Genomic DNA, 12,167 nt, shown 5'->3' with positions numbered 1-12,167 from the left:
GCGGCGGTCGGGCAAGCGGCGGTCGGACGGCGGGCGTCAGATCACCCCCGTCTGACGGGCCGTCTCCTCGAACGCCCGGGCCACCGGGCTGCCCCGGTAGGGGGCGAGCCGGCGGTGGAAGTCCCGCACGTACTCCAGCGAGCGGGCCGAGCGCATCTCCCCGGCCGCCCGCAGCGCGTCGGTGGCCATGGTGCACGCCTCGTCGAGGTCCCCCATGCCCAGCCGGGCCGTGGCCAGCACCAGCCGGCAGAAGATCCGGCTGCGGGCGTAGGCGGGCGAGCGCAGCCGCAACGACTTCTCCGCGTGCTGGGCGGACGTCCGCCACTGCTGGAGGTCCCGGTAGCAGTGCGCGAACTCGTCGGCCAGCTGCGCCTCGTCGAAGTACCGTGCCCAGGTGGGCAGTTCGTCGACGGGACGGGCCGCGGCGAGGGACCGCTCGGCGCGTACCAGGGCGGTGGTGCAGGACCGGACGTCCCCCAGCAGGCCGTGCCCGCGCGCCTCGGCCGCGTGCAGCAGCGACTGCACGACGGGCGGCACGGCGGTGCCCACGCCCTGCTGGGCGACCCGGGCCAGCTGGACGGCCTCCCGACCGTGCCCGAGGTGCACCGCCTGCTGGCTCATCGTCACCAGGACGTACCCGCCGAGCACGCGGTCCCCCGCCGCCTGGGAGAGCCGCAGCGCCTGGACGAAGTAGCGCTGGGCCAGACCGTGCGCGGCGATGTCGAAGGACGTCCAGCCGGCCAGCCTGGTCAGGTCGGCGACCGCGGCGAACAGCGCCCGCCCGATCTGCTCGCCGTAGCGGCCGCGCAGCATCGGCTCGGCCTCGCTCTCCAGGTAGCGGACCAGCGCCTGCCGGGCGTGGCCGCCGCCGTACGCGTGGTCCAGCGCGCGGAAGAGGTCCCCGACGGCGCGGATGGCGGCGATGTCGCCCCGGCCGACCCGCAGCGCCGGGCGCTGCTCGCGGGCCGGGTCGCTGTAGGGGGGCTCGACGGCCAGCGGCGGGCGCCGGCTCTGGACCGGTACCCGGCCGAGCGCCGTGGAGGCGGCGGCGCCCGGGACGCCCGCCCTGGCCGGCGCCGCGCCCGGCGCCCCGGGGGCGGGGCCGCGCACCGGGGGTACCGGGGACCCGCCGGGCGCGGGCGCTCCGGCGGGCGGCGCGCCCGCGGCGGGGTCGGGGCGGGCCAGCGTGGAGCCGTCCCGGGCGACCCGCTCGTCGGTGCGGCCGATCAGCCAGTCCCGGCTGGGCACCACCAGCCCGGCCGGGGTGAACGCGATCCGCCGCAGCTCGGACTGCGGGCCGTTGTCCTTGCGCCACATGCTCGCCACGATGTCCACCGCCTCCTGCGGCGTCTCGGCGAACTCCAGCCCGGCGTAGACCGGGGCGCAGGCGTCCAGGCCGAGGTCCTGGGCGGTGAGGCGGCGGCCGAGGCGGCGGGTGAAGACCTCGGCGATCAGCGCCGGGGTGGCGCCGCGCGGCTGCTGGCCGCGGAGCCAGCGGGTGACCGAGGTCTTGTCGTAGCGCAGGTCCAGGCCGTGCTCCAGGCCCAGCTGGTCGACCCGGCGGGCCAGACCGGCGTGCGAGAAGCCGGCCTCCTCGATCAGCGCGGCCAGCTGGCCGTTCTGCGGGGCCGGGCCGGAGTGGCCGGCGACGGGCGGGGCCGGGGCGGCGGTCGTCCCGTCCGGGGGCGCGAGGGGCGCCGGGTGCCGGTCGGGGGTGGCCTGCTCGGGCAGCCGCCGTTCGTCGGCGGTCGGGGCGTCGGGGGCGTCCGGAAGGGCCCGGCCGACCGGCCCCCGGTGCTGGTCGAGCGGGTCGAGCGGTCCGTACGCCGGGCTGTCGGTTGCAGGCCGTTGGGGCATAGTCAGTCAACACCTCTCAGACGCCGTACCGGCTCCACCAGCACTTCGGCTGCCTGTGGCGGCGCCCCTGTCGGGAATCGGCGTGAATGTAGCGAGCATTCGGGCGCTATGGGCGGTTCTGACCGAGCAATCCTCCGAACGGGTGAAGCATCCGCGCCCATTGTGGGGAAGTCCGGACAGAGTGGGTTTGGCTTTGGCCGACCGAACCGCCGATCGACCGTCATAGCGGTGAACGCCACACTCTCCCGGGGTGCTGTAGTTCCCCACGACATAGGAGACGGGCCGCCGGATTCCTACCGTTCTCGGCCATGGACACCACTTCAGCCCGCCCGCTCGACGGTCGTACGGCCCTGGTCACCGGAGCCGCCTCGGGCATCGGCCGGGCCTGCGCCGAGGCCTTCGCCGAGGCCGGCGCCCGGGTCTACGTCGTCGACCTCGCGGCCGGTCCGGCCCAGGAGCTCGCCGCGCGGATCGGCGGCGTCGCGCACGTCGCCGACCTCTCCGACCCGGAGGCGGTGGAAGCCCTGCCGGACGACGCCGACATCGTGGTCAACAACGCCGGCCTCCAGCACGTCGCCCCCGTGCACGAGTTCCCGCTCGACCGCTTCACGCTGATCCAGCGGGTGATGGTCGAGGCCCCGTTCCGCATCCTGCGCCGCACCCTGCCGCACATGTACGAGCGGGACTGGGGGCGGGTGGTCAACATCTCCTCCGTCCACGGCCTGCGCGCCAGCGCCTTCAAGTCCGCCTATGTCACGGCCAAGCACGCGCTGGAGGGCCTGAGCAAGACGGTCGCGCTGGAGGGCGCCCCGTACGGCGTCACCAGCAACTGCATCAACCCGGGGTACGTACGGACCCCGCTGGTGGAGAAGCAGATCGCCGGACAGGCGCTGGCGCACGGCATCCACGAGGACGAGGTGGTGGAGCGGATCATGCTCGACCGCACCGCCGTGAAGCGGTTGATCGAGCCCGACGAGGTGGCGCAGCTGGCCCTCTGGCTCTGCTCGCCGCACGCCTCCTACATCACCGGCGCCAGCCTGCCCGTGGACGGCGGCTGGACCGCGCACTGACGCCCGCGCGGGCCCCCGGCCGGGCACCGGCCCGATGGCGCCACCGCGCGGCCCGGCTCCGTACCGGCCCCGCGGTGGCCGCCGCCCACTACCGCACGGGCGCCGGCCACCCGGTCCACCCGCACGAGTGGGCGGCTGAGCAGCTACGATCGCGCTTCCGTCCCTGGGGCCAGAGACCCACTGCCGATTGGCGGCCGTACCGTGAACGACCCCCACCCCCGGACCAGCTCGGCGCCCGCGCTGCGGCGGCTGCTCGACCTGCTCGCCTCCGGTGCCGCGACCGAGGACTTCGCCGAGGTGCTGGCCGCCGCGCGTCGTCAGGGGGCGCCGGCCGCCGTACTGAGCGAGATCGACGACGCCACCTGGCAGGCCCTGCGGGTGCACCGGACCCTGCGTCAGCACCGCCGCCGCGAGGCCGAGCTGACCGCGCTGTTCGACACCGCCGGGGACCTGGCCGGCTCCCGGGACCTGGACACCGTGCTGCAGGCGATCGTGCGCCGGGCCCGGCTGCTGCTCGGCACCGACACCGCCTATCTCACCCTCCCGGACCGGGCCGCCGGCGACACCTACATGCGGGTCACCGACGGTTCGGTGTCCGTCCTCTTCCAGACCCTGCGGCTGAGCCTCGGCGACGGCCTCGGCGGCCTGGTCGCCCAGACCGCCCGGCCGTACGCCACCCCCGACTACCGCACCGACGAGCGCTTCCACCACACCGGCACGATCGACGCGGGCGTCCTGGACGAGGGGCTGGTGGCGATCATCGGGGTACCGCTGCTGCTCGGCGGGCAGGTGATCGGCGTGCTGTTCGCCGCCGACCGCTCGCCGCGCGCCTTCTCCCCCGACGAGGTCGCGCTGCTCTGTTCGCTGGCCGCGCACGCCGCGATCGCGCTGGACACCGCCAAGTCACTGGCCGACACCCGGGCCGCGCTGGCCGAGCTGAACAGCGCGAACGAGCTGATCCGGGCCCACTCCGCCGCCGTGCAGCGCGCCGAGCAGGGCCACGACCGGCTCACCGACCTGGTGCTGCGCGGCGCCGAGGTGCCGGACGTGGCCGCCGCGGTGGCGGCGCTGCTGGACGGCGAGATAACGGTCCTGGACACCGAGGGCGAACCGCTGGCGGGCCGGTCCGCGCCCGCCGACGGGCTGGCCGCGGCGGTCGCCGCCTCCCGGGCCGAGGGCCGGTCGGTGCGGCACGGCGACGCCTGGGTCTGCGCGGTGCTGGCCGGCCAGGAGCCGCTGGGCACCCTGGTCCTGCGCGGCCGGCCCGGCCTGGACGACGCCGACCGGCGGCTGTTCGAGCGGGCGGGCGTGGTGACCGCGCTGGTCCTGCTGCTGCGCCGCTCGGTCGCCGAGACCGAGAACCGGGTCCGCGGCGAACTGCTCGCCGATCTGCTCACCAGCCCCGACCGCGACCCGGCCGGACTGACCGCGCGCGGCCGCCGGCTCGGTGTGGACCTCGGCCGCCCGCACCTGGTGCTGGTCGCCGAGCCGGCCGGTGCCCCGGGCACCGCCGCCGTCGACCGCGGCCGACTGGCCGGCGCCGCCGGACGCTACCTGTTCGGCTCGCGGGGCATCAGCGCGGAGCACGGCGAGGCGGTGGTGCTGCTGGTGCCGGACGACGGCACCGACGGCCCGGCCGGATCCGGCGGACCCACCGGGCCGGACGGCGCCCTGCGGGCGGCCGAGCGGGCCGCCGAACGGCTCGCCCGGCTGGCCGGCTTCCCGGTCACCGTGGGCGCCGGACGCCCGGCCGCCGGGCCGCCGGCGCTGGCCGCCTCGTACGCCGAGGGGCTGCGCTGCGTCCGGGCGCTGCGGGTGCTCGGCCGGGCCGGGGACGGCGCCTCGGCCCGGGCGCTCGGCTTCCTCGGGGTGCTGCTCGGCGACGGCCACGACGTGGACGGGTTCGTCGGCGCGACGCTCGGCCCGCTGCTGGAGTACGACGCCAGGCGCGGCACCGAGCTGGTGCGCACCCTGCGCGCCTACTTCGACTGCGGCGGCAGCCTGACCCGGGCCAAGGACGAACTGCACGTCCACGTGAACACGGTCGTGCAGCGGCTGGACCGGGTCGAGATCCTGCTCGGCCGGGACTGGAACCACCCCGAGCGCTCGCTGGAACTCCAGCTGGCGCTCCGCCTCCAGCTGCTCTCGGGCGCCTGAACACCCGGTTCGCGCCGGGGCGTACAGTGGCGAGGTTGGTCTCGAACCCCTGGCAAGGAGCAGTGGTGAGCGAGCGGAGCATCGCAGGGTGCGCGTCTCGCGAGGCGGCCACCGAGCGCGGGAAGGTGGACGCATGAGCGAGAACGTGCGGTTCGTACGCATGGGCATAGGCGCGGGGGCGATCCCCTACCCGGAGGCCTGGGAGGAGCAGCAGCGGCTGCACGCGCTGCGCGTCGCGGACGAGATCCCCGACACCGTGCTGCTGCTGGAGCACCAGCCCGTGTACACGATGGGCAAGCGGACCAACCCGGCCGACCTGCCGCTGGACGGCACACCGGTGGTCGAGGTCAACCGCGGCGGCGAGATCACCTGGCACGGCCCCGGCCAGCTGGTCGGCTACCCGATCGTCAAGCTGCCCGAGCCGATGGACGTCGTCGCGTACGTGCGGCGGCTGGAGGAGGCGCTGATCCGCTCCTGCGGCGAGTTCGGCGTGGAGACCTCCCGGGTCGAGGGCCGCAGCGGGGTCTGGGTCCTGGGCGAGACCATCCCGGACGCGGTGGTGGACCCGTCGCAGGTGGTGGACATCGGCAAGCTGACCCTGCGGATGGGCCTGCCGCTGGGCATCGACCCGCGGCTGGCCGGCCCCGAGTACGCGCCGTCCAACGCCGGCCAGCGCGGCGACGACCGCAAGCTCGCCGCGATCGGCGTCCGGGTCGCGCGCGGTGTCACCATGCACGGCTTCGCGCTGAACTGCGACCCGGACATGACCTGGTTCGACCGGATCGTGCCCTGTGGCATCCGCGACGCGGGCGTCGGCTCGGTCTCCTCGGAGCTGGCCCGCGACTTCACCGTCGGCGAGGCGCTGCCCGTGGTGGAGAAGCACCTGGCGGCCGTGTTCGCCGAACTGCCCGAGCCCGCACCCGGCCGCTGAACGCCGGGCCGAGGGAATCTACCCGCCGGTAGCGCTGTTGCCCTGCGATTGCGGGCCACGGGCCCGGCCAAGGCCGTACAAGCACAGGCGTACCCTGGGGGTACCCCGTCTAGTTCTAGGAGTCGCACGTGTCCGCTGTCGCACCCGACGGCAGGAAGCTGCTCCGCCTGGAGGTCCGCAACAGCGAGACCCCCATCGAGCGGAAGCCCGAGTGGATCAAGACCCGCGCGAAGATGGGCCCGGAGTACAACGCCCTCCAGTCGCTGGTGAAGAAGGAGGGGCTGCACACCGTCTGCCAGGAGGCCGGCTGCCCCAACATCTTCGAGTGCTGGGAGGACCGCGAGGCGACCTTCCTCATCGGCGGTGACCAGTGCACCCGCCGCTGCGACTTCTGTCAGATCGACACCGGCAAGCCCGCCGAGTTCGACCGCGACGAGCCGCGCCGGGTCGCCGAGTCCATCGTCACCATGGACCTCAACTACGCCACCATCACCGGCGTCGCCCGCGACGACCTGGCCGACGGCGGTTCCTGGCTGTACGCGGAGACGGTGCGCCAGGTGCACGCGCTGACCGCAGGCCGCGAGGCCGGGCGCACCGGCGTCGAGCTGCTGATCCCCGACTTCAACGCGGTGCCCGAGCAGCTGGCCGAGGTCTTCTCCTCCCGCCCCGAGGTGCTGGCGCACAACGTCGAGACGGTGCCGCGGATCTTCAAGCGGATCCGGCCCGCGTTCCGCTACGAGCGCTCGCTGGACGTCATCACCCAGGCCCGCGCGGCTGGGCTGGTGACCAAGTCCAACCTGATCCTGGGCATGGGCGAGACCCGCGAGGAGGTCAGCCAGGCGCTGGCCGACCTGGTCGGCGCCGGCTGCGAGCTGATCACCATCACCCAGTACCTGCGCCCCTCGCTGCGCCACCACCCGGTGGAGCGCTGGGTCAAGCCGCAGGAGTTCGTCGAGCTGCAGCAGGAGGCCGAGGAGCTCGGCTTCGCCGGGGTCATGTCGGGCCCGCTGGTGCGTTCGTCGTACCGGGCCGGGCGGCTGTACCGGCAGGCGCTGGAGCGCCGCGCGCAGGCGTCGGCGGTCTGACGGCGGCGGTCCGGCCACGGCGGCCCGGGCGGCGGCGGTCCGACCACGGCGGTCCGACGGCGGCGGTCAGGGCGGGCGGCTGATTTCGGCCAACCGGCGTGAACCACCCGAGGGGCGGGGCTTCGGCCCCGCCCCTTTCGGTTCATCGCGCTTTGACTGCCTGGTCACGGGCTGGTAACACGGGGTGGTGACGATGGAAGCGTTGCCGCTGACGAGGCCCTCGCGGGCGCGGTCGGTGGATTGTTCTCAGCCACGAGGGGAGCTGTTCGACATGCAGGTCGACATGCAGGTCGGCATCCGGTCGGTGGGCAGCGCACTGCGGCTCGCGGAGAGCGTGCTGCTGGCGGGCGGCCAGCGGCAGGCCCGGCGCAACGCCTGGGCGGCCGTCTGCGAGAACCGCCGGTACGCGGCGGACCGGGAGCGCGACGCGCCGCAGGCCGGTCCGGTGCCGGGGTCCGGGCGCCGGTAGGGCTTGCAGGGCCGGTCCGGCGAGCCCCGGAACAGGCCGTCCCCGCCGGTCAGGGCGGGTGCGGCGGCCGAACGGCGGTGGGCGCCGGGCCGGCCTCGGCGTGTCGGCGTGCGGGCCTCCGGGTCACGGTTCGGGGCGAACGGGTACCCGGGCTTGGATATCCCGTACCCACGCCACGTACCATGAGCGTTATGGCGAGGGAAACATCCGAAAACCCCGGGCGGCTGAAGCAGATCCGCACGGCGTACACCATGACCAAGAAGGTCGACACCAAGATCGGCCTGATCATCGCCGGCGTCGGCCTGCTGACCTTCGGCGTGTTCCTCGCCATCGGCTTCGCGATCGACCACCCCGTCTACCTGGGCATCCTGGGCTTCATCGTGGCTTTCCTGGCCATGGCGATCGTCTTCGGGCGCCGGGCCGAGCGCGCGGCGTTCGGACAGATGGAGGGGCAGCCGGGGGCCGTCGCGGCGGTGCTGAACAACATCCGGCGTGGCTGGAGCGCGAGTTCGACCCCGGTCGCGGTCACCCGCAACCAGGACGCGGTCTACCGCGCCGTGGGCCGGGCCGGCATCGCGCTGATCGGCGAGGGCAACCCGAACCGGGTGCGCCAGCTGCTGGCCTCCGAGAAGAAGAAGATGGCCCGTGTGGTCGGCGACGTGCCGGTGCACGACATCGTGGTGGGCAACGGCGAGGGCGAGGTCCCGCTGAAGAAGCTGCAGATCCACCTGATGCGGCTGCCCCGCGCCATCACCCCCTCCCAGGTCACCGAGACCAACGACCGGCTGCGCGCGCTGGGCGACCTGCTCTCCAAGGCGCCGATCCCCAAGGGCCCGATGCCCAAGGGCGCCCGGATGCCCAAGGGCGGCCAGGTACGCTGACCCCCTCCCCCGTTGACATGAGACGGCCCCGCCACGGAACTTCCGCGGCGGGGCCGTTCGACGTTCTCCGGCCGGACCGGATCCGGTCCTCCGGGCTACATCCGGACCTCGACCGTGCCGACCGCCTTGTCGTGCAGACCGCGGGTGTCCCGGTCCCAGACCAGCGCCGGCACCAGCAGGCAGAGCAGCAGGGTGCGCAGCAGCACCTGCGGGATGGTGGCGCGGCCGCCGTCGAGCCGGACCACCCGCAGACCGAACAGCCGCTTGCCGACGGTCGTTCCCGCGGTGGCGAGCAGCAGCACGGTGACCGCGAAGAACAGCGGGGTGGTCCAGAGGTTGGCCGAGGCCGCGGTGCCCTTGCCGATCAGCCCGTAGGCGACCAGGGAGACCAGCCAGCCGTCGACGAACAGCGCGCCGATCCGGCGGCCGGGGCCGGCGATCGAGCCGGGACCCTCCTGGGGGAGTCCGAGGCGCTCACCGCGGTAGCCGAAGTCGGCTCCCATCTTCTCGGCGGCCGCCTTCGGGCCGTCGATCCACGATCCCAACGCTTCTCTGGTGTCCACGAATCCACACTAACCGGGCGGGCCCGCCGGGCCGCCACCGGCTCCCCCGGAGGGTGAATCGCGTCGCCCGGGCTTCCCGCGTGGTCCAGACCACTCAAGGGGCCCGGCCCGGGCCGCTCAAGCGTTTTGCCCCGGAGCGTACGTCTTTGCCGCCCGCTCAACGACGGCGGTTAACATTCAGGAAACGACCGGGTCACCGGTTGGAAACGGGCCATTCCTAGGGTGAGCCCCATTCGCACGCCGAGGAGGATGGATGTTCAACAACGCCGCCGAAGTGAAGCAGTTCATTCAGGACAACGACGTGAAGTTCATCGATGTCCGGTTCTGCGATCTCCCGGGCGTCCTGCAGCACTTCTCCGTGCCTGCGGCGACCTTCGACCCCTCCGAGATCCTGATGTTCGACGGTTCGTCGATCCGGGGCTTCCAGGCCATCCACGAGTCGGACATGGCCCTGGTCGCGGACCTGGCCACGGCCCGCCTGGACCCGTTCCGCAAGGAAAAGCACCTCAACATCAACTTCTTCATCCAGGACCCGGTGACGGGCGAGGCGTACAGCCGCGACCCCCGCAACGTCGCCAAGAAGGCCGAGGCCTACCTCGCCTCCTCCGGCATCGCCGACACCGCGTTCTTCGGCCCCGAGGCCGAGTTCTACGTATTCGACTCGGTGCGGTTCGAGACCAGCGCCAACGCGTCGTACTACCACATCGACTCCGAGGCCGGCGCCTGGAACAGCGGCTCCGCCGAGGGCGACGCGCGCGGCTACAAGGTGAAGTACAAGGGCGGCTACTTCCCCGTCCCGCCGGTGGACCACTTCGCCGACCTGCGCGCCGAGATGTCGCTGGAGCTGGCCGCGGCCGGCCTGGAGGTCGAGCGCCAGCACCACGAGGTCGGCACCGCCGGCCAGGCCGAGATCAACTACAAGTTCAACACCCTGCTGCACGCCGCCGACGACCTGATGCTGTTCAAGTACATCATCAAGAACGTCGCCTGGCGCAACGGCAAGACCGCCACCTTCATGCCCAAGCCGATCTTCGGCGACAACGGCTCCGGGATGCACGTCCACCAGTCGCTGTGGACCGAGGGCTCGCCGCTCTTCTACGACGAGCAGGGCTACGCCGGGCTCTCCGACACCGCGCGCTACTACATCGGCGGCCTGCTCAAGCACGCCGCCTCGCTGCTGGCGTTCACCAACCCCTCGGTGAACTCCTACCACCGCCTGGTGCCGGGCTTCGAGGCACCGGTCAACCTGGTGTACTCGCAGCGCAACCGCTCCGCCGCGATCCGCATCCCGATCACCGGCTCCAACGCCAAGGCCAAGCGCATCGAGTTCCGCGCACCGGACCCGTCGTCCAACCCGTACCTGGCCTTCGCCGCCATGCTGATGGCCGGCCTCGACGGCATCAAGAACAAGATCGAGCCGCTACAGCCGGTCGACAAGGACCTCTACGAGCTGGCGCCCGAGGAGCACGCCAACGTGCCGCAGGTGCCGTCCTCGCTGCCGGCCGTGCTGGAGGCCCTGGAGGCCGACCACGAGTACCTGCTCGCGGGCAACGTCTTCACCCCCGACCTCATCGAGACCTGGATCGACTTCAAGCGCACCAACGAGATCGCCCCGATCGCGCTGCGGCCGCACCCGCACGAGTTCGAGCTGTACTACGACCTGTAAGAGGCGGGGCAAGGTGGGGTATTGCGGGCAGCCGACAGTGCCCCCAGAAAAAGGGCTCTTCGTTCCCTTCTGCGGGTCCTGACGGGCGTTGGTCAGGTGCGTCCGGGTAGGGGCCGGGCGTAACCGGCCAAGCAGAGCAGGATCATGGCGCGGAGGGCCGCGACGATGCGGAAGCCGCAGGCGGATCTTCGCGTTCCGACCTGATACGAGATCTGCCGAACGATCGCTCCGAAGCCCCGTCTCCTGCTGTAGCCGGAGACGGGGCTTAGTCGTTTCCGGACTCCGCGCCGATCGGAGCGAGGTTGAGTCACGTGAGCGCGGCCCTCGGCGATGGTCAAGTGGCTACCATCTGCATGGACTACCGGAACCGATTCATCACCGACCAGGCCGGCTGGAGCGAGGACTACCTGTCGGAGGAACGCGCCGCGAAGCTGGACGGGCGCGGGTTCTCCGTCCGCCAGCCGTTCGAGACCGGCCGGGGCCTCCTCAACGAAGTCTTCTTCCTGGAACCCGAAGCCATCTGCGCCGCCGTCCGCGTCCCCGTCCTCATCGTCCACGGCACGAAGGACACGTTCGTGCCTGTTGAGCTTTCCCGCCGGTACGGGCCGCTGTTCGGCGCCGGGGCGGAGCTGTACGAACTCGAAGGCGCGCAGCACGGTTTCGCGGTCCACGATGACCCCACGTACGCGCACCCGCAGTCGCAGGCGTGGCAGCGCGAGGTCATCGCCAAGGTGAGTGACTTCCTGGCCGCCCAAGGACCTGTGCTGGCCCCCACCGGAGAGGCCGCGGTGGGACGCCATCTGCGCTCCGGGTTCAAGGAGCGCAGATGGCACGGATGACCGAGGTGGAGATGTTCGCCGCGATCCGGCGGGACACGCGGCTTGAGGGTACGAGTGTCCGGGCGCTCGGCCGGAGGTTCGGAATCCGTCGCCGGGCGGTGCGGGAGGCACCGCAGCGCCCTGACAGGTCGGGGCGGTTCTTCGTCCTGGGCAAAACGGGGACAGAAGGAGGACGCGTTCGCGGCTCCTCAGTCGAGGCAGAACTCGTTGCCCTCGATGTCCTGCATCACGATGCACGACTCATTGACGCCATCGGCACGCAGTAGCTGCACGCGCACCGCACCGAGCGCGACCAGTCGCGCGCACTCGGCCTCGAGTGTGGCGAGGCGCTCTTCGCCCACGAGCCCGGTGCCGACCCGCACGTCGAGATGCAGCCGATTCTTGACGGCCTTGCCTTCGGGAACGCGCTGGAAGTACATTCGCGGGCCCACACCTGAGGGATCCATGCAGACAAACGCTGAACCCTGGCGCTCAGGCGGCAGCGAGCGATTGAAATCGTCCCACGTGGCGAACCCCTCCGGTGGCGGCGGTACGACGTACCCCAGCACCTCGCACCAGAAACGGGCGACGCGCTCAGGTTCCGCGCAGTCGAAGGTGACTTGGAACTGCTTGATCGATGACATCCGTCCTCCGTAACGCGTGCTGTTCA

The 12,167-nt window shown here is 72.5% G+C and carries 11 protein-coding genes; 8 read left to right on the top strand and 3 right to left on the bottom strand.

Features of this window, described 5'->3' with window-relative positions; genetic code table 11:
* Positions 1–36: 36 nt before the first annotated feature.
* Positions 37–1,857, bottom strand: a complete 1,821-nt coding sequence (locus ACIO5D_RS36885; RefSeq protein WP_400659016.1) for a regulator — start codon at positions 1,855–1,857, stop codon at positions 37–39.
* Between the two features lie 308 nt (positions 1,858–2,165).
* Here ACIO5D_RS36885 and ACIO5D_RS36880 point away from each other — a divergent pair, with 308 nt between their 5' ends.
* The 6 genes from ACIO5D_RS36880 to ACIO5D_RS36855 all read left to right on the top strand — a co-directional run bounded on the left by ACIO5D_RS36880 (position 2,166) and on the right by ACIO5D_RS36855 (position 8,450).
* A complete protein-coding gene (locus ACIO5D_RS36880) occupies positions 2,166–2,927 on the top strand; it encodes a 3-hydroxybutyrate dehydrogenase (RefSeq protein ID WP_363611425.1) in 762 nt (253 codons plus the stop codon).
* Between the two features lie 201 nt (positions 2,928–3,128).
* On the top strand, positions 3,129–5,084 hold the full coding sequence (locus ACIO5D_RS36875; RefSeq protein ID WP_400800604.1) for a helix-turn-helix domain-containing protein: 1,956 nt from the start codon (positions 3,129–3,131) through the stop codon (positions 5,082–5,084).
* 133 nt (positions 5,085–5,217) lie between these two features.
* Positions 5,218–6,015, top strand: coding sequence for a lipoyl(octanoyl) transferase LipB (gene lipB, locus ACIO5D_RS36870; RefSeq protein ID WP_400800602.1), 798 nt, complete (start codon positions 5,218–5,220; stop codon positions 6,013–6,015).
* 128 nt (positions 6,016–6,143) lie between these two features.
* Positions 6,144–7,100 carry a lipoyl synthase gene (locus ACIO5D_RS36865; RefSeq protein ID WP_363611431.1) on the top strand — a complete coding sequence of 319 codons (957 nt, stop codon included), beginning with the start codon at positions 6,144–6,146 and terminating at the stop codon, positions 7,098–7,100.
* A gap of 271 nt (positions 7,101–7,371) precedes the next feature.
* Positions 7,372–7,569 carry a hypothetical protein gene (locus ACIO5D_RS36860; protein ID WP_400800599.1) on the top strand — a complete coding sequence of 66 codons (198 nt, stop codon included), beginning with the start codon at positions 7,372–7,374 and terminating at the stop codon, positions 7,567–7,569.
* A 182-nt stretch (positions 7,570–7,751) separates the two neighbouring features.
* Complete coding sequence (locus ACIO5D_RS36855) at positions 7,752–8,450, top strand: DUF4191 domain-containing protein (RefSeq protein WP_400659022.1); 699 nt, start codon at positions 7,752–7,754, stop codon at positions 8,448–8,450.
* Positions 8,451–8,545: 95 nt separating this feature from the next.
* On the opposite strand, the gene ACIO5D_RS36850 is transcribed toward ACIO5D_RS36855, so the two are convergent.
* On the bottom strand, positions 8,546–9,013 hold the full coding sequence (locus tag ACIO5D_RS36850) for an RDD family protein (RefSeq protein ID WP_363611437.1): 468 nt from the start codon (positions 9,011–9,013) through the stop codon (positions 8,546–8,548).
* A 253-nt stretch (positions 9,014–9,266) separates the two neighbouring features.
* On the opposite strand from ACIO5D_RS36850, the gene glnA reads away from it, so the two are divergent.
* Together glnA and ACIO5D_RS36840 are read left to right on the top strand one after the other, a co-directional pair.
* On the top strand, positions 9,267–10,679 hold the full coding sequence (gene glnA, locus ACIO5D_RS36845) for a type I glutamate--ammonia ligase (RefSeq protein ID WP_363611439.1): 1,413 nt from the start codon (positions 9,267–9,269) through the stop codon (positions 10,677–10,679).
* A gap of 353 nt (positions 10,680–11,032) precedes the next feature.
* On the top strand, positions 11,033–11,518 hold the full coding sequence (locus tag ACIO5D_RS36840; protein ID WP_400800597.1) for an alpha/beta hydrolase: 486 nt from the start codon (positions 11,033–11,035) through the stop codon (positions 11,516–11,518).
* 188 nt (positions 11,519–11,706) lie between these two features.
* Here ACIO5D_RS36840 and ACIO5D_RS36835 read toward each other — a convergent pair whose 3' ends face one another.
* Positions 11,707–12,141, bottom strand: a complete 435-nt coding sequence (locus ACIO5D_RS36835; protein ID WP_400800594.1) for a VOC family protein — start codon at positions 12,139–12,141, stop codon at positions 11,707–11,709.
* Between the last annotated feature and the right edge of the window lie 26 nt (positions 12,142–12,167).

The organism is Kitasatospora sp. NPDC087315, assembly GCF_044744345.1.
Taxonomy (GTDB): domain Bacteria; phylum Actinomycetota; class Actinomycetes; order Streptomycetales; family Streptomycetaceae; genus Kitasatospora.
This window is presented reverse-complemented; position numbering and strand designations above follow the sequence as displayed.